This is a genomic window from Bradyrhizobium denitrificans (assembly GCF_013179005.1).
In the GTDB taxonomy this organism is placed as follows: Bacteria; Pseudomonadota; Alphaproteobacteria; order Rhizobiales; family Xanthobacteraceae; genus Bradyrhizobium; species Bradyrhizobium denitrificans.
The window spans coordinates 195,355-215,464 of record NZ_JABFDP010000004.1 but is presented as its reverse complement, the minus strand read 5'-3'; the positions used below and the strand labels follow the sequence as shown (position 1 = coordinate 215,464).

The window sequence follows — 20,110 nt, the reverse complement described above, 5'->3', positions numbered from 1 at the left end:
TGGCCGGGACAAGCCCGGCCATGACGGAGGAATGCGTGCGCGATCACGCGGGCTGTGCGAGACAAGCTGTCGCCGCAACGGCGAAACCCTGTGTTTCGCCGCAGCCGGCTTGCAATCCGGTTCCACCCCTTCCAGCTGACAGCGGGACGCCGTATGACGGCACGACGGGATGGAACGAGACATGACCACAGCACTTGAATTCGGCCTGGACACCTTTGGCGACGTCACGCGCGGCGCTGATGGCGCGCTGGCCACGCATGCCCAGGTGATCCGTGACGTGGTCGAGGAGGCGGTGCTGGCCGACGAGCTCGGGCTCGATTTCATCGGGCTCGGCGAGCACCACCGCGGCGACTTCGCGATCTCGGCGCCTGAGGTGGCGCTGGCGGCGATCGCGGCGCGCACCACGAAGATCAAGCTCGGCTCGGCGGTGACGGTGCTCAGCTCCGACGATCCGATCCGCGTGTTTCAACGCTTCGCCACGCTCGACGCGGTGTCGAACGGCCGCGCCGAGGTCATCCTCGGCCGCGGCTCCTTCACCGAATCCTTTCCGCTGTTCGGCTTCGACCTGAAGGACTACGAAGCGCTGTTCGAGGAGAAGCTCGATTTGTTCGTCAGCCTGCTGCCGCAGCAGCCGCTCACCTGGCAGGGCAATCTGCGGCCGCCGCTGCGCGAACAGCTGGTCTATCCGCCGGTCGAGCATGGCCGGCTGAAGGCCTGGATCGGCGTCGGCGGCAGCCCGGAGTCCGTCGTGCGCGCCGCGCATTACGAGCTGCCGCTGATGCTCGCGATCATCGGCGGCGACCCGAAGCGGTTTGCGCCCTATGTCGAGCTGTATCACCGCGCGATCAAGCAGTTCGGCCGCGACTTGAAGCCGATCGGCGTGCATTCGCCGGGCTATGTCGCCGACACCGACGAACAGGCGCGCGCGGAGCTGTGGCCTGACTACAAGACCATGCGCGACCGCATCGGCCGCGAGCGCGGCTGGCCGCCGATGGGCCGTGACGAATTCGTCCAGGAGGCCGATCACGGCTCGCTGTATGTGGGGTCGCCAGAGACGGTGGCGCAGAAGATCGCTGCGACGATCAAGGCCCTCGGCCTGTCGCGCTTCCAGCTGAAATACTCCGCCGGCCCGCTGCCGCATGCCAAGCTGATGCGCAGCATCGAGCTGTATGGCCGGGAGGTGGTGCCGCGGGTGCGGGAGTTGGTGGCGGCGGGGTAGGGCCGGCCGCGGCCCCGCGTTGCTGTCGACAGCAAGCCAGCACGAACATTCAACGTGTTCGTTATCGAGAAGGGAAAGCCGATCACGCAGCCCGTGCAGAGGTGAGAAGACCACGGCACAGCGTGACCACGTCCGCCGGATCGAACGCAGGGGACTGGACTGCAAGCAGAGCGGCTTCGCGAGGGCGCCGTCCCAGCAAGGTCTTCGATCTCATCAACTCGGCATCGATTCAGGCAGCAACAACCCGCGCTCCCCCGCGGCCACCCGCGCCAGCTCGGCCGCCGTCCGCGCCAGCACGCCGTCCCAGGCCATCGGCCGCTCCTGCCGGAACAGCCGCATGGTTGGATACCAGGGGGTGTCGGCGCGGTCGCGCAGCCAGCGCCAGTCAAGCGCATAGGGCAGCAGCATCCACACCGGGCGGCCCAGCGCACCAGCGAGATGCGCGACCGACGTATCGACGGAAATGACGAGGTCGAGCGCCGAGACGGCCGCAGCCGTCTCGGCGAAATCCTTCAGCAGTGGCGCGAGGTCGATGATGTCGCTGCCGAGATCGAGCAGCGTGGGCGCATCGTCGGGCCGCGGCTCCTTCTGCAGAGAGTAGAGCTGTACGCCGGGCATCAGCAGCCGCGGCAGCACGTCGCGCGCAGCGAGCGAACGCTGGCGGTCGCCCTTGTGCCGGGGATTGCCGGCCCAGACCACGCCGACCTTCAACTGCGGCGCGCGGCCGAGCACGTTGCGCCACGCCGCCATCTTGATCGGATCGGCGGTCAGATAGGGCACATCGGCCGGGATCGTCTCCAGCGTGGTGCCGAAGATGCGCGGCAGGTCCATCAGCGGCAGCTGCAGATCGCATGGCGGCAGCGTCTCGCCGCGCGCCAGCACGGTGACGCCCTCGAGGCAGCGCAGCAGCGGCGCAATCGCCGGCTGCACCTGCAACACGACCGAACCGCCCATTCGCTTGACGCGATCGATGTAGCGGACGAACTGCAGCGCATCGCCAATGCCGTATTCGGCAAACAGCAGCAGCGTCCGTCCCTCAAGCGGCTCGCCCTGCCATTCCGGCACATCGAAGCGCGGCATGCCCGCGGCGAGGTCCGGACAGTCGCGGCCCCAGCGATGCTCGGCAAAGCCGTTCGGCAGGTCGCCGCACATCAGCAGGAAATGCGCGTGGTTGTAGCGGGCGAGCGCATTGTCGGGCGCCAGCGCGACGGCGCGATGCGAGGCGGCCAGCGCGGCGTCGATGTCGCCGGCATTGCGCAGCGCCACCGCGAGATTAGCATGGCCCCTGGCATAGGCCGGGTCGGCGGCAATGGCGCGACGATGCGCCGACACGGCCGCGTCGATCTCGCCGCGCTTCTCATGGATGATCCCGAGATTGGTGTGCGCCGGAGCGTGGTCGGGCTGCAGCGCCAGCGCGTGCTCGCAAGCCGCGGCGGCGGCCTCGAGCTGGCCGGCGCCGTACAGGCAGGCGGCGAGATTGGAAAGCACGACGACATCGGTCGGGTCGAGCGCGACCGCGCGGCGATAGGCATCGATCGCCTCGGTCGCGCGTCCAGCCTCGTGCAGCGCATGGCCAAGCAGCCGCGCGGCGTTGGCGTCGTCGGGGGCGAGCTCGGCGGCCAAGCGATAATGACGCGCGGCATCGGCGAAGGCCCGCTGCTTGTAGAGCACGTCGCCGAGACTGACATGAAGGCCGGCATCAGCCGGCTGCGCGGCCAGCGCCTGCCGATAGGCAGGTACGGCCGCATCGTAGCGGCCCTGGTCGGCCAGCACATGCGCGAGCGCCCGCCAGCCATCGGGATGGGCCGGATCGTGGTCGAGCAGCGCACGATAGGCGGCTTCGGCCTCGGCGAGCCGTCCCTGACGGGTCAAAGCGAGCGCAAGATTCCAGCGCGCATGCGACAGCGCGGGATCGAGCGCCAGCGCGCGGCGATAGGCGGCCTCGGCCTCAGCGAAGCGCGACAGCGCGAGCAGCGCGGTGCCGAGCTTGCTGTGGATGCTGGCATCCCGCGGCCGCAGCGCGGCGGCGCGCGCAAACGCATCGGCCGCGCCGTGGCGCTCACCCTTGACCGCGAGCGCATCGCCGAGCGTCACATAGGCCGGCGCGTGGCCGGGATCGTGCGCAAACAAACGGCCCAGCAGCGCCGCGCCCTCGGACATGCGGCCGTCGGCGAAAGCAAGGATCGCCGAGAGATGCAACGCCGGCAGATGATCCGACTGACGATCGAGAATGTCGCGACAGAGCGCCTGCGCGGGCTCCGACCGCCCTGCATTGTAGTGATCAGCCGCCTCGATCAGCAACCGGTTGACAACCGCTCCCCCCATGACGACCCCGCCTCCCGCATTCTGATGAGAGTTGAACGTGCGGCCGGGCCATTTCAGGCGCGGAAGCGCGATGCAGCGGCGCCCGGGAGCGTGCGTCCGGCGGCGTCCGACTCCCGGAAGAAACCCGCGGTGGCGGACAACGGCCCGCTCTCGGAGGTCACGCGACGCCTGGATCATGATGCACCCATCATGATCTTAGCTCATTGCTCAGACGTGACCTTTTCGGATAACCGGCTTCCACCTTCCCATATGAAGCTCTTCAGAGGAGCGCCGTGTCGAACGACACCGCATGATCGAGATAATAGACGAGCAGCGTCGCGGCCAGCGATGCGCATAGCGCAATAGGTGCAAGCCATGGCACACGCCGATCACGTGCATAGGCCTTGTCGTCGCAGGCGATGGCAAACAAGGCAGCGATGATGGCCGAATGTCCGACCGCATCGATCTTTCCGAACTCGAAACACGCGGCGATGAACGCCACGACCAGGATGGCGGCTGAGCAGCGCCGGATCAGCGGCGTCCAAAGCAGCGCAAAGGCAAGGGTGAACTCCACCATTCCGGCCGCGCGCATGTAGAACTCGCTGTCAAAACCGAGCGTGATGATGGAGTGCTCGATGAGAATCGGGAAGCTCCATTGCGGGTAGGCCCATTTTTCCACGGAGGCCCACATCAAAGTCAGCGCGGTCGCATATCGCAGCACGTCGATCGGACTGACTCCGAACAATGAGTTCTTCTGCAGGCCGACCAGCGCGAGATAGGCGGCGAGGCCGAGGAAGATCGGATAATCCATCAGGTGGAAGACGCCATAATTGCTGACCGCAATCCCGAACAGCACGACGATTCCCGCGGCCGAGAGCGGGAGCGTCTGCCGCCACAACATTCCGGCAGCAATAGCGAATTGCAGCACGGCGACCTGCGGCGCCGTCGTCTTCAGTTCGGGCGTCAACAGGAAACCGCCCAAAATGCCAATGGAGATGAAGAAGAAGCCGCAGATCGCACGGATCATTTCTTCGGTCCGCAGCCGCAGCGGCATGGTGACGTGGTCGAATGCACGGGTGGCCGCATGCCCCAGCGCAGTCGGTTCGGCCAAGCAGGCCATCAGCACGGAAAAGGCGGCCAGGCTGAGAAGCAGCTCAAAGTCCAGACACAGCACGTTTTCGAGCGTCCTCGGCTGTGCCGCAACGTCGAAAGCACAGAACCATTTCACATGGGCGTCGGCCGGCCGTGCATTCATCGTGGAAAGCAGGGCCGCTTCGATGAGCGTGGCAAACATCGGGCTCGCGGAACAGGCCGCTCGACAGAGCGGAGCGAACAAGGCCCTTGCCTGACGTCTTTGCGCCAGCCCCCGCCCGTCATGGGCTTTTGAGAACTCACCGGCCCCGTCTGGGCTCGGCAAAACCGATCCACGGCAATCAATCAAGTCTGACATTCGCATCGCGATCCGTTCCCCAACCACTCTGTTGAACGGCTCCCGGCAGCCGGCAGGTCGCGAACGCACCGTCGATGATCACGTCTTAGAGCTGGGTTCGCTGCACTGCGGCAGTATCGTAATACCTGGGTTCCCGAAGGATCAAGACGAATCCATTCAAGGATGCTTTTATTATACTACTCGCTTTAAGATAAGCGACGTATCGCCCGGTTGCGGCCGGCGCAGTGTCTGTAGCAACCGCCCGCTGTCGCTGGCGAACAACGCGGACGAAGCCGCTAAGAATGATGCATATCAGCCAATCAGGACCGGATGCACTGCCAAACTGTGCAGCCAGGATTTAGGCAACATCTCCCCGGCGTATACGAAAGCGAAATGACGCAGTCCGCTTGAGCAATGTACTCAACTCGGAACGCGCAAATCAGACAGGCACGATCGAGCACGTTGGACGTCGGGTGGTGATCCGGCCAAGACTCGAACACACCATTCGTGGTTCAGGGCCCGATACCTGGTGCGAACGCGCCGTGTGTCTCTGAGGCAGTAGGCGCACCTATTGCCCGACGACGCCTCTCCGGCGCGCATTCCGATGCAGGAGCAAGCAGGCGGTGTGGCGACGCCCGACCAGACGTCGAAGCGATCCTCTGGGACGACCCGTCCTGGCCGCTGAGTTCGGTGTCGGCCGAAAGCGCTTCCCATCCGGCCGCGCGCAACCGACACACCAAATCAGCGAAACGACCCGCGTTACACCAATTTCGTTGCAATAATCGCGCTGCGCGGCTTCGAGGCCACCGCGATTCACCTTGGATTGTGTGCCTTTCCGACGACAGAGACCAAGGAATGGACGTCGCTAACAATCCGTTAAGAATCTGAAACAAACGGTAAATAGTGACGGCGGCGGGGCAAAACGTCGCAGGATTTGCGGCTGGTCCTCGCCGGGCGCCCGCGCCCGGCATCGATCTCGTGTGTCTGGAGACCGTTGCAATGTCGTCGTCTGCGTATCTGAAGGTCTGGAAATATGCCGCGCTGGGCTCGGCGCTGCTGCCCATCGCCGCAAAGGCCGGCGACATCCCGACCACGCCCCCGGTGAACTTCACCAATTCCAGCACCGCGACGGTCGGCTCGACCATGGTCAACGTGGTCGATGCCTATACCAACCTGATGCTGAACGATCCGAAGCTGACCAACGGCACAGGCGTCATGGAGCAGAACCTCGCGACCGTGATCCGCATGACCAATGCGCGCACGGCGGCGCAGACCCTGGAGGCGATCCATGACGACCGCACCAGCCAGCAATACAGCGTGCTGAACGGCCTCGGCGTTCTCACCGGCTATTTCATGACTGGCACCGGCGCATCCGCCAGCACCACCCCGACCAGCCTGACGCCGACCACCTACGCGCCGTACACGCTGCAGAACTTCCAGTCCAACATCAACTATCTGAACAGCGCGAGCTGGGGCGCCACCAGCTTCGGCAACGGCACAGCAACGCCGCTCGCCTCCGCCGTCAACTTCGTCAACAATGTCGTGCGCGCCAACTCGTCGACCGAGCCTTCCAAGCGCACTTTCGAGCGCTACATGGGCTCGACCGCGCCGGTCACCACCCCGTCCGCCTTGGGTGCATCGGTCAACCAGACCACGGTGAGTCCGCTCGCGGCGGCGTTCGGCAACTACAACGCCACCACCAAGACCGGGCTCTCCACCGCCGACACCGCCAACATCGTCGTCCCTTCCTATTACGGCAATCTCACGGTGCCTGCGGTCTATGGCAACGTGACCAATTGGGTGCGCGGATTCACCGTGACCCAGGCGATGATCGACGCGCAGAACGTGGCGAACGGCACCAGCCTCGGCTATCTCACCGTGCCGAATGTCGGCACCATCGTGAACGGCGTGCTGCAGCCGACTCAGTTCAATGTCGGCGACTACGTGCCCGGCATCGGCGCGTCGGCGCGGCCCTACCGGCTGTCGACCGACGTCAACGTGCCCACGCCGTTGCTGCAGATCATCAACAGCACCAACCCCTATGCCGATGGCGGCTTCATCAGCGGCCACACCAATTCCGGCTACACGCAGGCGCTCGGGCTCGCCTTCCTGGTGCCGCAGGAATATCAGAGCCTGCTGGCGCGCGCGGCCGATCTCGGCAACAACCGCATTCTCGCCGGCATGCACTCGCCGCTCGACGTGATCGGCGGCCGCATGTTCGCGACCGCGGTCGCCGCGACCAACATCTATAATTCGCTGTATGATGCCAACGGCAACCGGCTGGATTGGACCAATCCCGCCAATGCGAGCGCCTATGCTGTGTACCAGGCCTATACCCAGACGCAGTCCTACCTGTCGCAATCCTGCGGCACGGTCAGCGTGCAGGCCTGCATCCTTCAGAGCCAGGGCGGCGCGGCGGCGATCGCGGCATCCTCGAAGGACGTGAATCTCAGCAACGCTGATCCGTCGAGCTACACCTATCGCATGACCTATGGGATGCAGCTCGCCGGCGCCAGCACGACCCTGCCGGAGACCGTGCCGGTGCAGGCGCAGGTGCTGCTGCTGACGCGCTTTCCCTATCTGAGCGACGCACAGCGCACCGAAATCCTGCGCACGACGGCGCTGCCGTCCGGCTACGCTCTGCTGGACGGCAACACCTGGGACGGCTGGGGCCGCATCAACCTCTACAAGGCAGCCTATGGCTATGGCGCGTTCGACAGCGCCGTCACCGTCAGCATGGACGCGGCGCAGGGCGGCTACAACGCCTTCGACATTTGGAGCAACGATATCTCGGGGGCGGGATCTCTGACCAAGAGCGGCTCCGGCACGCTCGTGCTCGCCGGCGCCAACAGCTATAGCGGCGGCACCACCGTCAACGGCGGCACGCTGGTCGTCGCGGCCGGCGCCACGGTCACGAGCCCGGTCACCGTCAATGCGGGCGGCACACTGAGTGGCCTCGGCACGGTCGGCGACGTCAGCGTCGCCGGCACCTTGGCGCCGGGCTACCAGGCGGTCACCGGCCTCACCGGCCAAGCCGGCAAGCTCAACGTGCTCGGCAGCCTCGCCTTCACCAGCGGCGCGACCTACGCGCTGCAGCTCACGCCCGGCAGCTTCAGCACCACGAGCGTCTCCGGCACGGCGACGTTGGCGGGCCAGGTCACGGCGACATTCGCCGGCGGCATCTACGCGGCCGGCAGCAGACTCGCGATCGTCTCGAGCGGCCGCGGCGTGAGCGGCCGCTTCGCGGGCTTGAGCACCACGATGACCGGCCCCACCAACGTGGCGCCGAGCCTGAGCTATGACGGCCAGAACGCCTATCTCACGCTGAACCAGGCGGCGCTGCCGTCGCTGCCGGCGACCGGCGTGAATGGCAATGGGCAGCAGATCTATGCTGCGCTCAACAACGCGGTCAGCAAAGGCGGCACGCTGCCGGTGTCGCTGCAGTCGATCTACTTCCAGAATGCCGCAGGCGTTGGGGCCGTCTTCAATCAGCTCGCAAGCCAGAGCGCGCCGGCCGCGACCCAGAGCCTCGGCCAGAGCATGACCGGCTTCATGACCACGGTGCTCGATTTCGGCAGCGGCGGCCGCGCCGGCGGCTTCGCATCGACCGGCAGCTCGCCGATGATGGCCTATGCGGACGCAACCGGCGGCCCGAGCACGAAGGCGGCGAAGATGTTCGCCAAGGCGATGCCGGCGGAGCCGGGCTGGGCGGTGTGGGGGTCGGCGTTCGGCGGCGGCGGCCATATCGGCGGCGACACAGCGGCAGGCAGCCAGGACGTCTCGTCGCGAATCTATGGCTTGGCAACCGGCGCCGATTATCGGCTGGCGCCGGACATGACCGTCGGCTTCGCGCTGTCGGGCGGCCAGACCAGCTTCAACGTCGCGCAAGGCGGCGGCTATGGCAGCTCGGATTTCATCCAGGCGGCGGCCTATGCGACCAAGCGCTTCGGCCAGGCCTATCTCTCCGGCAGCCTCGCCGCCGGCGCGCATTGGATGTCGACGACCCGCAACCTTGCGACCGGCGCCGCCGAGACGTTGCGGGCGAGCTACACGGCTCCGACGCTCGCCGCGCGGGCCGAGGCCGGATACCGCTTCGATCTCGGCTGGAGCAGCCTGACGCCCTACGCCGCGCTGCAGCTGCAGCAGGTTTGGAGCCCGTCCTATACCGAGACCAGTTCGCTTAGCGCCAACGGCTCGGCGCTCAGCTTCGCCGCTCGCGACACGACCTTGCCGCGCACCGAGCTTGGCGTCTGGGCCGATCGCCGCATCTCCGAGACCTTCCTGCTGCGCGGTCGGGCGGCCTGGTCGCACGATTACAATCACGATGCGACGGTGACGGCGACATTCCAGACCTTGCCGGGCGCGAGTTTCGTGACCACCGGCGCGCGGATCGCGGCGGATTCGGCGCTGCTGTCCGGTGTCGCCGAGGTCGCGCTGACCTCGCATCTGTCGCTGTCCGGGCAGATCGACGGCCAGTTCGCGCCGTCGGCCACAACCTGGGCCGGCACCGGCCGGCTGCGCTATCAATGGTGAGCTAACGCCCCTTCCATCATCCGGAGCCGCGCCCACAAGGACGCGGCTCTTTTTCTCTCCGCATCAGACTGCACGTGTCGTCAGTTCGCCGCCGCTTGCGTCCGCCGTCGGCGCCTTGCGCGCGCGATCGATATCGGGCGTGCGGTAGGCCGCTTCCGGAATGGTTCCCAGCCGCGAATCGTGAAGACGCGGGCCGAGGCCATAGAACTGCTGGAAGCTCATGATCAGCGGCCGCCATTTGTCCGGATCGATGTGGTCGCGCGCGCCATCCATCAGGAGGCCCGCCTCGACATGAACGCGCTGGACGCGGACCTCGAAACACTGGATGTGCCCCTTGAGCAGCGCGTCGTCATCGGCAATGCCGTGCACGGCTTCGACGCGCGCTTCGAGCTGCACCGGACATTCGGCGACGCGCGGCGCGGCGACGGTTTCGGACCTGACCGCGGTCAGACCGGCCGCCGCGAACTTGTCCGGCTCATGGCGGTAGCCCTTGCGCTGCTTCATCGCCGGCACCGGGTCCGAGCCCGTGGTCAGCGCGAGGCGATCGACCGCGGCGACGAGATCGACGGACGGCAGATTCAAGACACATTCGCCGGTACGCCGCATGTTCTGCGGCGTCTTCGATCCTGCCGCGAGGCCGAGCATGCAGCGCCAGCCGAGCCAGAACGCCGACGACATCGGCGCAAGATTGAAACTGCCGTCCGCATTGACGGTACTGACGAGGACCACAGGCGTCCCGAAATAAAGGATGCCGGGCTCGATGGTCGCGTGCATGGGAAGATTCTCCAGGTGATGCATGTCGCGGCGCCGTCGCGCACCGCGCGGACGGGACCTAAGCCGCCGCCTCACCCTGGAAGGTTCATCGATCGGGACGCCATGCTCCACCCGATTCCCGAGCGGGAGGCGTGAGCAGAAGACGCTTCGATCTGGACGAGGTCTGCGCGCGCCTGACGCTGCGGCAGATGGCGATCCCGGCATGACTCGAACATGCGACCTACGGTTTAGGAAACCGCCGCTCTATCCAGCTGAGCTACGGGACCGGAGCCTGCACCGACGTGCACCTGCTTCGGCAGCCTGCATAGCAGACCCGGAAACCGACCGGAAGCCTTTAAGTCCAACCGGGATTGCTCCACCCGGCACAGCCGTGCCAAGGGGCGGCTGGATCATTGGCTTTCCGCACAGCCCGGCAGGTCAAACAGCGCCTGCAACCCGCAGGCCGACGTGAACATCCTGTCGCCATTGTGGCCGACGCCGTTGACGTCCCACAGCCGGTGATGCGGGGTGCCGCCGGGTCGCGCGGACATCATCGCGGCATAGGCATGGCCGCGCACGTAGCGGGTCGGCCCCTGCGCCTCGGCCATGCAGCTCTTGTCGAGGGCAGGATGGTGCGGATCGATGTCGCGGGTCCCGAGCAGATAGATCAGGTTGCGCGCGATATAGGCCCGTTCGAGCTCGGCGGGGGTGGCGCCTGCCAGATAGGGCGGGCGATCGACCATGCCAAACTTCCAGCTGTCATAGCCGGGGCAGGCCGCGGCGATCGCCGGCTCCGGCCGCTCGGCCGAGAAATAAGCGTAAGAAGAAGGGTTGGCGACCACATAGCGCACCGCGATGTGCTGCTGCGCCAGCGCCGCCCCGCCGCGGGCGCCAATGGCGTAGCGCTGCACCACCTGCGCGCCACCGGAATGGCCGCCGATCACGACGTCGGTCAAGGCCGGGAACAGCGCGCGATTCGCCAGCTGGGCAAGGATCGCATCCAGCGCCTCGAACGAGCTCACCGGCTGCGGCCCGAGCGCCGCGTCGCCGCCCTGCCAGCCGGTCAGGGTCCAGCGCAGGGTGTCGGCGGGCAGGTGATGAAACTCGACATCGGCCTGGGCCAGAAATTGCGGCACGATCAGCAGCGTCGTCGCGCCCGCGGCGCCGGCCGCAGCCTGGGCCTTCTTGGCCGTTTCGAAATAGGCGTCGGCGTTGCGCAGCCGGCCATGCAGCACCACGACGGCGCGCGTGACGTCGGGCAGCGTCTCGGTCCATGGCCTGGACACATAAAGCGGCAGAACGCCGCGGTCGCCCACGGCAAAGCGCTGATCGGCGACGATCGCGACCGGCCGGCGGTTCGGTGCTGTCTCGTCCTGCGCGACGGCAAGGCGACCGAGCGCCACGGCGGCGAACAGCAGGACCCCCAACAAGCCCATCAGCGCCCATTTCGACGACGTCATGCGGCCTCCTTGGACCTGACGAGGGGCAGAACGGTCTCCCCGAGCGACCATACGCTGCCGACGGGAACCTGACATCAGTTGCGACTGGGCTGTGACCGGTCTTGCGGATCGATCACAGCCCCGTTGGCGGCGGCGGTTTGACTATCCGGGAGACTGCCGATGGTCTAAGAGAGCGGCGCCAGCATGGAACCGGCCTCGGGATCGCCGTATTGGTCGTGCCTGAGCGCAGCGCGTGGCCTCAAGGGGCGGCTGTCTCGCGACGCAATGTTGGCAGCCGTTTATGCCCGTTCCATTCAGCTGAGGGAAACAGTCAAGTCGATGCTCATCCGGTCGGTCATCTCAGGCGCACTCGCAGGACTCGTCTCCATCGCCGCCGCAAGCGCGCAGGACACCCGTAATCTCCTGGAGTCCAAGGAGTCCCTCTACAACAACATCTATGTCTACGAGCAGGCGCCTTACCGCAGCATGACCTTCGGTCACAACCGGCGCATCTATACCGAGAGCGTCTACAATACCCGTGACGAGCTCGACCTGCCGGTCGACTATACCCGCTTCATGACGGCGAGCGTGATGTACGCCAAGGACGTCCGCTCGATCCTGGAAATCGGCTTCGGCGGCGGCCGCACCGCCTGGTACCTCCATCGCTTCCTGCCCAAGGTGCAGGTGACGTCGGTGGAGCTCGACCCGACCGTGCTGGAGCTGGCCAAGAAATATTTCGGCATCAAGGAAGAGCCGAACTTCCATGTCGTCAACCGCGACGGCCGGCTCTACGTGCAGGAATCCAAGGAGCGCTACGACATCATCCTGATCGACGCCTATCGCGGGCCGTTCGTGCCGTTCCACCTGCTGACCAAGGAATTCTATCAGCTGATCAAGGACCATCTCGCCGAGGGCGGCGTGGTGGCGCAGAACGTCGAACCCTCGACCATGCTGTTCGATGCCGCGGTCAAGACCATTCACAGCGTATTCCCGCAGGTCGACTTCTACGAAGCCGGCGGCAACATCGTGATGGTCGCCTATCCGGGTGACGAGCGGAAGCCGGAGGATCTGGCGGCCATCGCCCAGGAGCGCGACAACGAGTTCGGCTTCCGTTACAAGCTCGCCGACATGCTGGCACAGCGCAAGCGCGTCGACATCGACAACGGCCAGGTGATCGATGCCAAGGCCAAAGTGCTGACCGACGATTTCGCGCCGGTCGAAGCGCTCAAGAGCATCGAGCGCCACAACAGGAAGCTGCCGTGAGCGAACCGGTCTCCCGCGCAGGCCTGCTGGCGATCTATATCTGCTCGTTCCTGGTCGGCTGCGTGCTGATGGGCTTCGAGATGCTCGGCAGCCGCTATCTCAATCCCTATTTCGGCAGCGGCATCGGCGCCTGGGCCAGCCTGATCTCGACCGTGCTGTGCGCGCTGGCGATCGGCTATTTCGCCGGCAGCGCCATCGTCGACCGCCAGCCCACGACGCGCACCATCGGCACCATGATCCTGATCGCCGCGGCCTATATGGCGCTGGTGCCGGCGACCGCCGACACCGTCATGGCCGACATTCTCGACACGATCGGTGATGGCCCTTCGGCGACATTGATGGCCGCGACAGCGCTGCTGCTGGTGCCGCTGACGCTGCTCGGCACGTTTTCGCCGATCGCGGTCAGCCTGCTGACCCGCTCGGCCGGCGAAGCCGGCCGCGTCGCCGGCCTCGTCTACGGCGTCTCCACCATCGGCAATGTCGTCGGCACGCTGGTCACGACCTTCGCGCTGATCCCCACCATCGGCTCGCGCGCGATCACCTATTATTTCGCCGTGATCCTGGCCGGCTGCGCCGCCATCCCGTTCATCCCCTTCGGCAAGAAGACGTCCTGACATTTATCATTGAAGAGCTTTGCGATGACTGAGTCGATGACTGAGTCCTGGCCTCGCCTCGCCGCCCTGGCGGCCGCGGCGGTGGTGCTGCTGACCCCGCCTGCCACACGCGCGGCCGAGCCGCAGATCGAGCTGTGGGACGGCCAGCGCGCGATGGCGCACATTGCCGATCTGCTGCAATTCACGCCGCGCTCGATGGGCGAGCCGGGCCACCAGAAGACGATCGACTACATCAAGGCGGCGATGGCCAAGAGCGCGGCCGATGCAGTGCTGACGCAAAGCTTCACCGCCAAGGCAGATGACGGCAAGGCGATCCCGCTCACCAACATCATCGCCCGCTTCCAGATCCAGAATCCGCGCCGCGTGATCGTCGCGACCCATTACGACAGCATCATCAAGGCCTATCGCGATCCGAAATCGCCCGACGCGCCGATGCCCGGCGCCAACAACTCCGCCTCGGCGGTGGCGCTGCTGCTGGAGACGGCGCGCGTGCTGTCGCTGTCGCCCAAGCTGGATGTCGGCATCGACATGATCTTCTTCGACGGCGAGGAAGGTCCGAAATCGCTGGGCGCGGGCGATCCGGCCTGGCGTGCTTTGGGCTCGCCGCATTTCGCCGCGCACCTGAAGGACTATTATCCGTCGCGCAAGCCGGAGAAGGCGGTCGATTTCGACATGGTCTGCGACAAAGACCTCAAGCTGCAGCCGGAGCCGTCCTCACTGACCTCGGCCCTGCCCGAGGTCAAGAAGTTCTGGAGCATCGGCAGCCGCATCGCGCCGTCGGCCTTCTCGCCCGAGCCGACCACCTTCCCGATCAGCGACGACCACACCGCCCTGCAGGCGGCCGGCATTCCGAGCTTCCTGGTCATCGACTTCGACTACGAACCCTATTTCAACACCACCCAGGATACGATCGAGCAGTGCTCGGCCCAGAGCCTGGAGAGTGTCGGCCGCACCTTGCTGCGCTATCTCTACGCCCCCTGAGCGGCGCGCCGCTGCGCCGACCGCGCGCCGCGAATCGCCGCGGCGAGACCGTGCGGATCGTCGGTGCCGATGCGACGCACATGGCCGTGCACAAGCCGCAGCTCGACCGCGTCGAGTCCGGATACGGTGTAGAATCGGACTCCTGAGACGATGCCGACCCCGAGCCCATGCCACCATTTGTTGCGCACGACCGCGATCTCGGTGATGGCGTCGAGCGGCACGCGGTAGCGCCACAGCCCGGGGCCGAAGAACCAGCACAGCTCGCCGTCGCCGATCTCCACCGTCAGCGACGCGAACAGCAGCGCGATCACCAGCTCGGTCGCGAGCAACCCGGCGGCGACGATGCCATGGCCCGCATTCCACAGCAGCACCGCGCCAAGCGCGCCCGATCCGAGACATGTCGCAATGGCGACCAGGCCCCATTGTCTGTGACGGTATCGCACGGCCATCCCCCCGCAAGCTGGCCGGACTTAGTATAGCGTGCCATCGACGACAGTCTCGCGCATGGCGCGAGACAACGGTGGAGATCTGTGCTCCACAGCCATCCAAAATACATTCAGGCGATCGCCAGCACGGGCGTTGGCCGTTGAGTCGGCATGGCCTGCTTGCGCGCCAACAGGCCGGGCACGAGGGCCTCGGCCGCCTCGGCGCCGGAAATCACCACGGCCTCGACACCCGCCCCCGCATTGCCGCCTCCGGCAATGACGAGATCGCGCACGGGCGCCTTGGCGCCCTTGAGCCTGCCCGCACGGGCCACACCGTAGATCGAGCCGGCTTTGGCGAGATCGTAGCGCGCATAGGTCACCGGGCTGGCGTCCGTCCGGTAGACGATATGTTGCGAGAGGCCGGGAATGATGGTCTCGGCGGCCGCGACCATGGCATCACCGAGCTGCTGCTTGCGCGCGTCATAGGCCTGCGAGCGCCGCCAGTTCTTCCAGTCGTCGCCGCCCTCGTCCGGAAACCACGCCTTGGCTTCCTCATGCGTCAGCAGGCTGATGATCGTCATCGTCGCATGCCCCTCCGGCGCCGCGGAGGGATCGAGCTTGGACATCACCGCCAGGCCCACCCCCATCGGCGTATCGAGATGCGTGGCTGGCGCGATCTCCGGCACGACATCCAGGCCGAGATGCACCGAGAAGCAGGAGTTCGCCGGCAGGATCGCGGCGGCGCGCGCGCGGAAGGCGGCCGGCAGATCGTCCGGCTTCAGGAGTTCCGTGAAGGTGCGCCCGAGATCGGCGTTGGAGATCACGGCCTGCGCACGGATGGTGCGGCCATCGCCGAGCGCCACGCCGGCGGCACGGCCCTGCTCGACCAGGATGCGCGTCACCTTGGACTTGAGCAGCACCTCGCCGCCGCGCGCGGTGATCGCTTCCGTCAGCACGTCGGCCAACCGACCGGAGCCGCCGACCGGGTAGAAGCCGCCCTTGAAATAATAGCCGAAGATCGGGACCATCTGCGCGCAGCTCAGTCGCTCGCTGCCGTCGCCGAGATAGCCCGACAACGCGTTGAGATAGGCAATCAGCTCCGGATCCGAGACATGCGCGGCGACCAGGTCGTCGAACGGCCGGCTCATCCAGCGAAAGGCCTGCGGATGCTTGCGCGGGAAGGCCAGCAGCTCTTCCAGCGTTTCCGGCATTCCGGGAATGCCGCTGCGGCCGCGCCCGGTCGCGTACATGCTCTCGAAGATCGCATGGATCGTATCGAAGAGTTTGACGAGCCCGTCTGCGCTGGCCGGAAACATCTCGCACAGCAGCCGGACATAAGCGCGCCAATCCGCGGGGACGTCGATGCGGCGACCGCGCAGGCGGTAGGAATGAGTAACGCGCTTCCATTGGATCCGGTCGGCGACGCCAAGCCGGCGCAAGACGCTATCGACCGGCCCGCCCGGCCAGACCCCGGAGAAGTCATGCGGCCCGGCATCGAAGCGGTAGAGCACCGGCTTGTTGTCGTGATGGGCCTTGCGCAGATAGCTATGGCAGAAGCCGCCGGGCACGACGTGATGATCGAACACCTTCACCTTCAGTCCAGCGTCGGCGAGCAGCGCTGCCGCGGTGAGCCCGCCGATGCCGGCACCGATCACCGCGACGTCGCAATCGATCGTCGAGGATTCGGAGAAGCTCGGAGCCGGCCAATGGCACTCCTCGCGTGAGGCCCGCATCCGCATCAAGGCTTGGCGGATCGCAAAGTGCGGACCGAAAATCGAGATCAGCGCACCGCCGACCACGATCGCGGTCGTGATCCAAGACGACACGCCGGCCCACCGGCACAGGCCGAGCACGAGGAACAGCATGCCCCAGAGTCCCGTCATCAGCATGTTGATGAGCTGGAACTGCGGCGTCGACGCGCTGTCCGCGTAGCTCGCCCGCGAGTAATCCGCCGTCCAGGGACGGCCAACCGCGAGCGAAACGAAGCTGATCCCACCGAGACCCGCAAGGGACAGCCATAATGCATTGGCAGCCGTCCAGCTCGGCGCCACGTCGTTGGCGATTCCCAGCAGAACGAACAGCGCAAGGCCGCCGAGTTCCAGCGGGGCAAGCTCCGCGCGAGAGGCGCGCCAGAGATTGCCGGCCAGGGACAGGCCGAGGCCCGACCAGACCGCCCAGGCAGGCTGTTGCCAGGCGAGCACAGCCCAGAACACGACGAATGGCAGCAGCGCGAGCTTGATGGTGAGGAATACCTTCATACCAGCCTCTCTTCGGCGCGACGCCGCGACATATCTTTCCATTGTCAAGATAACCTAGAACGAGCTCCAGCGCAGGTCAACGCAAATCTTTCCAGCGTCAAGATTCGTTCATCAACCGAGACGTGATAAAAATGGTAGAAGGGTGCTCCCTATCGTACCGCCGCCACAGCAAGGAACGATTCAGGCGCGTCGTGCCGCTCCGGCGCCGCTCAACTGTGGCAACAAGATCACGGAACTCGAGTCCGCCACGAAGAAAGCCGGAAATTGCGCAACATCAGAGAGACACCCCGCCGCAAATTGGCGACAATCTCCCGTCATCTGAGGCGGGACACGCTGAGGAAGCCGTTCGTGTATCCACCCCGCCTGCCAATTCTGGTCTTTGCTGCATTGAGTTGCCTGCCCGCGATTCAACCTGAACGCGCGCAAGCGCAATGGTGGAGTCGCGCTCCGTCGGACTTCGAGGAATGCGCCGACGCGGCCGAGAAGTCCGCGACCAAAGAAGAGAAGACGGCTGCGCTCGCACAATGCAACGCGAAATTTGCCGGGAGACGGAAACCGGGCGGCGGCTACGTCTACTACGACTTCATGCAGGATCGCAGCTTCGACATCGCCGGTCCCAATCCGACTCCCGACGAGCAAAAGTTCATCGATCAGCAGTACACGCAATATCTCGAGCGGCAGCGCCATGCCAATATGAGCTCGGCGATGATGACGCGGCCGCAGCCGCAGGACCTGCAGCCGACATCTCTCAAGGACATGACAGCGCGGGCTGCGATCGAGCCGCCGAAGCCAGCGATCCCTGCGACGCCGCCACAGCGGCCGGCCCGGCCGCCACAGGCCGGGACGCCTCCGGGCTCGACGGTTGAAGCACGGGCGCGTGTGAAAGCGGCGCAATGCGCCAAGGGCGTCATCAGGGACTCCTTCTCCTGCAACTTCCCGGTCCTCTCGGAGAAGCTCGGCGAGCTGAAGAAGATTTTCAGCGGGCCTGGCCAGGGACAAGTCGCGGCCGGCAAAGCCCCCAAGCGCGCCGACGCCAAGTACTGAGCCCGGTGCTGACGCCGGGTACCGAGGCCAAGTATTTTGGCCAAGTATTTTGGCCAAGTCCTGAGGCTATGTCCTGAGGTCAGGTCCTGAGCCACCCTGTTCTGTCCGCACCAGCTGCCATGGCCCCGCGTCGGAGCCGGCGCGCAGCAGCGTCTCAGTTCGCAACGTGACGCGAGCGCGCTGCGCTGACCGCTCAACCCTTCCCTGACACTCAATTGGTGATGTGAGCCGTGACCAGCGCGTGGTTGAACATCGCGTTCAGCGCCGCCGTGATGTCCGCCGGCGAATTCGCAGTATAGAAATAGCCGGGTGACGCACAGGCCTGCAGGCTCGGCGGAATCTTGGGAATGTTGGCGTTGGCGTAGAAATCCTCGGAATTGGCGAAACTCGTCGGATTCTGGATCGGCTGATAGGGAATGTAGAGCACGGACACGATGATGCCACGGCTCTTCAGCGTGGTGCATTTCGACGTGTCCATGGTCGTCGCCGAATTGCTGCCCGACCATGATCCGTTCCAATAGACTTGCGGATTTTGCGCGCCATCGGTGATCAGGAAGACGTAAGGCTGCGTCTTGTTGGACGCGCTGCCGTCCCCGACCGAAGTGATGATGCCGTTCATCGTCGGGAAGGCGTTCTCGAAATGAGTGCCGCCCGAGCCCAGGCTGGCATTGGCCCCGGTATCGAGCTGACTTGCGAGATTGGCCGCGGCGTAATTGATCGTACCGGGCGTCGTCGGAGAGCCGTTGATGCTCGCCGTCAGCGGCGAATAGGCATAGAGATAGCGAACGAACGGATAGAGGCCGATGCGAAACTGATTCGGCGTCTTCTGGGTCGCGTTCGCCGTCACTAGGAGCTGCTGCACGGCCGCGCCGACCGCGTCCGCACGCAGCTGAATGCAGGCATCGGAGCCATCCGTCGGGCACGAGGTGACCGCGGCGAGGCTCGACAGGAGCGAGCTCGGGAGCTTGCCGCCATTGCTCGTCAACAGCTTCTTGACACCGCTATAGCTGACCCGCGACATCGGATAGCCCATGCAAGAGCCGTTGGTATTGTACTTCTGGTTCGCGGCCGGACAGGAGCTCGCGCTCGTGAAGTGGCATGCAAAGGTGCATCCGTTCGGATATTGCTTGTAGTTGTCGGGATTGATCGCGGCCAGGCGCGTCTGCTCCGCGTCGGTCGATGGCAGGCCCATCGATCCGGAGACGTCCAGCATCAGGTAGAAGTCCAGATAAGGCGGCAGCGACGAGGTCGATTTGGAGGTGCCGGTCACCGTCAGTTTGCGGTAGCCCACGACCGTCATGAAGGTGGTCGGCACGTCGGCGGAAAACGCGACCGTCGCGGCGAGCTTCACGCCCGTTTTCGTGACCTGCGCGTTGAGCGACAGGTTGGTATAGCCGAGACTGTTGGCGGCGTTGCCGTTGAAGAGCTTGGTCGCCTCTTCGACCGCGACTTGAACCGTGCCGTCGCTGGTCATCTGCAGCGCCGCATTATAGCCGAGCGATTGCTGCGAGATCGATGCGACGCTGGCTGCGTCCGCGGCTGATTGCAGCTTGCTGCGCAACCGGGTCGCCTGGGTATAATCGACCGCGCAGCCGATCGCGCTCAGGATCGGCAGCAGCGCCATCGCGAAGATGATGGATATGTTGGCACGCTCGTCATGGCCAAGACGCAGCGCCTGTTGCAGGAAACCGCGGAACGCGGACGACATGCTGATATCCTTTGTCCGTGAAGGGCTGTTCACGGACACAGGTCATGCGGCACGTTGTCCTGAAGTTAAGCCGATCACCGACACGGCTGGCCTTGCGCGGCCTTCCGGTAGAATTGCGGCCGATGCAATCGAGTTGCCGT

General features: G+C 65.5%; 13 protein-coding genes and 1 tRNA gene. 6 read left to right on the top strand and 8 right to left on the bottom strand.

The annotated features are described in order from the left end of the window. Positions 1-181 precede the first annotated feature (181 nt). Positions 182-1,219, top strand: coding sequence for an LLM class flavin-dependent oxidoreductase (locus tag HL671_RS05750; protein ID WP_012047259.1), 1,038 nt, complete (start codon positions 182-184; stop codon positions 1,217-1,219). A gap of 213 nt (positions 1,220-1,432) precedes the next feature. Here the strand turns inward: HL671_RS05750 and HL671_RS05745 are convergent, their stop codons facing one another. Together HL671_RS05745 and HL671_RS05740 are read right to left on the bottom strand one after the other, a co-directional pair. Then, entirely contained in the window at positions 1,433-3,544 is a 2,112-nt protein-coding gene (locus HL671_RS05745) for a tetratricopeptide repeat protein (protein WP_172235852.1), read from the bottom strand. Between the two features lie 259 nt (positions 3,545-3,803). After that, entirely contained in the window at positions 3,804-4,817 is a 1,014-nt protein-coding gene (locus HL671_RS05740; RefSeq protein WP_172235888.1) for a hypothetical protein, read from the bottom strand. Between the two features lie 1,134 nt (positions 4,818-5,951). Between HL671_RS05740 and HL671_RS05735 the strand changes: the two genes are divergently transcribed. Then, the gene (locus HL671_RS05735) at positions 5,952-9,485 is read left to right on the top strand and encodes an autotransporter domain-containing protein (RefSeq protein ID WP_172235851.1); all 3,534 of its coding nucleotides are present in this window, start codon (positions 5,952-5,954) and stop codon (positions 9,483-9,485) included. Between the two features lie 63 nt (positions 9,486-9,548). Here HL671_RS05735 and HL671_RS05730 read toward each other — a convergent pair whose 3' ends face one another. The 3 genes from HL671_RS05730 to HL671_RS05720 form a co-directional block, all read right to left on the bottom strand. Next, complete coding sequence (locus tag HL671_RS05730) at positions 9,549-10,259, bottom strand: flavin reductase family protein (protein WP_172235850.1); 711 nt, start codon at positions 10,257-10,259, stop codon at positions 9,549-9,551. 189 nt (positions 10,260-10,448) lie between these two features. Beyond that, positions 10,449-10,525 (bottom strand) — tRNA-Arg (locus tag HL671_RS05725). A 123-nt stretch (positions 10,526-10,648) separates the two neighbouring features. Beyond that, the gene (locus HL671_RS05720; protein ID WP_374050091.1) at positions 10,649-11,698 is read right to left on the bottom strand and encodes an alpha/beta hydrolase; all 1,050 of its coding nucleotides are present in this window, start codon (positions 11,696-11,698) and stop codon (positions 10,649-10,651) included. A gap of 318 nt (positions 11,699-12,016) precedes the next feature. On the opposite strand from HL671_RS05720, the gene HL671_RS05715 reads away from it, so the two are divergent. The 3 genes from HL671_RS05715 to HL671_RS05705 are packed head-to-tail and all read left to right on the top strand — an operon-like array spanning position 12,017 to position 14,535. After that, positions 12,017-12,940, top strand: a complete 924-nt coding sequence (locus tag HL671_RS05715; RefSeq protein ID WP_172235849.1) for a spermidine synthase — start codon at positions 12,017-12,019, stop codon at positions 12,938-12,940. Next, complete coding sequence (locus HL671_RS05710; protein ID WP_172235848.1) at positions 12,937-13,554, top strand: fused MFS/spermidine synthase; 618 nt, start codon at positions 12,937-12,939, stop codon at positions 13,552-13,554. The genes HL671_RS05715 and HL671_RS05710 overlap by 4 nt, the downstream gene beginning before the upstream one ends. Before the next feature lie 36 nt (positions 13,555-13,590). Beyond that, positions 13,591-14,535, top strand: a complete 945-nt coding sequence (locus HL671_RS05705; protein ID WP_172235847.1) for a M28 family peptidase — start codon at positions 13,591-13,593, stop codon at positions 14,533-14,535. Here HL671_RS05705 and HL671_RS05700 read toward each other — a convergent pair. Both HL671_RS05700 and HL671_RS05695 read right to left on the bottom strand, forming a co-directional pair. Further along, positions 14,523-14,984 carry a hypothetical protein gene (locus HL671_RS05700; RefSeq protein ID WP_012047268.1) on the bottom strand — a complete coding sequence of 154 codons (462 nt, stop codon included), beginning with the start codon at positions 14,982-14,984 and terminating at the stop codon, positions 14,523-14,525. The two genes, HL671_RS05705 and HL671_RS05700, sit on opposite strands and share 13 nt — an antisense overlap. 107 nt (positions 14,985-15,091) lie before the next feature. Beyond that, the gene (locus HL671_RS05695) at positions 15,092-17,218 is read right to left on the bottom strand and encodes a phytoene desaturase family protein (RefSeq protein WP_172235846.1); all 2,127 of its coding nucleotides are present in this window, start codon (positions 17,216-17,218) and stop codon (positions 15,092-15,094) included. Positions 17,219-17,566: 348 nt separating this feature from the next. Between HL671_RS05695 and HL671_RS05690 the strand changes: the two genes are divergently transcribed. Further along, positions 17,567-18,262, top strand: coding sequence for a hypothetical protein (locus tag HL671_RS05690; RefSeq protein ID WP_012047270.1), 696 nt, complete (start codon positions 17,567-17,569; stop codon positions 18,260-18,262). 211 nt (positions 18,263-18,473) lie between these two features. Here HL671_RS05690 and HL671_RS05685 read toward each other — a convergent pair whose 3' ends face one another. Beyond that, positions 18,474-19,970, bottom strand: a complete 1,497-nt coding sequence (locus tag HL671_RS05685; RefSeq protein ID WP_172235845.1) for a TadE/TadG family type IV pilus assembly protein — start codon at positions 19,968-19,970, stop codon at positions 18,474-18,476. Between the last annotated feature and the right edge of the window lie 140 nt (positions 19,971-20,110).

Coding starts and splice junctions, on each gene's coding strand:
- HL671_RS05700 (WP_012047268.1), bottom strand. CDS start 14,984: ATGGCCGTGCGATACCGTCACAGACAATGGGGCCTGGTCGCCATTGCG.
- HL671_RS05720 (WP_374050091.1), bottom strand. CDS start 11,698: ATGACGTCGTCGAAATGGGCGCTGATGGGCTTGTTGGGGGTCCTGCTG.
- HL671_RS05740 (WP_172235888.1), bottom strand. CDS start 4,817: ATGTTTGCCACGCTCATCGAAGCGGCCCTGCTTTCCACGATGAATGCA.
- HL671_RS05695 (WP_172235846.1), bottom strand. CDS start 17,218: ATGAAGGTATTCCTCACCATCAAGCTCGCGCTGCTGCCATTCGTCGTG.
- HL671_RS05750 (WP_012047259.1), top strand. CDS start 182: ATGACCACAGCACTTGAATTCGGCCTGGACACCTTTGGCGACGTCACG.
- HL671_RS05715 (WP_172235849.1), top strand. CDS start 12,017: ATGCTCATCCGGTCGGTCATCTCAGGCGCACTCGCAGGACTCGTCTCC.
- HL671_RS05745 (WP_172235852.1), bottom strand. CDS start 3,544: ATGGGGGGAGCGGTTGTCAACCGGTTGCTGATCGAGGCGGCTGATCAC.
- HL671_RS05705 (WP_172235847.1), top strand. CDS start 13,591: ATGACTGAGTCCTGGCCTCGCCTCGCCGCCCTGGCGGCCGCGGCGGTG.
- HL671_RS05685 (WP_172235845.1), bottom strand. CDS start 19,970: ATGTCGTCCGCGTTCCGCGGTTTCCTGCAACAGGCGCTGCGTCTTGGC.
- HL671_RS05735 (WP_172235851.1), top strand. CDS start 5,952: ATGTCGTCGTCTGCGTATCTGAAGGTCTGGAAATATGCCGCGCTGGGC.
- HL671_RS05730 (WP_172235850.1), bottom strand. CDS start 10,259: ATGCACGCGACCATCGAGCCCGGCATCCTTTATTTCGGGACGCCTGTG.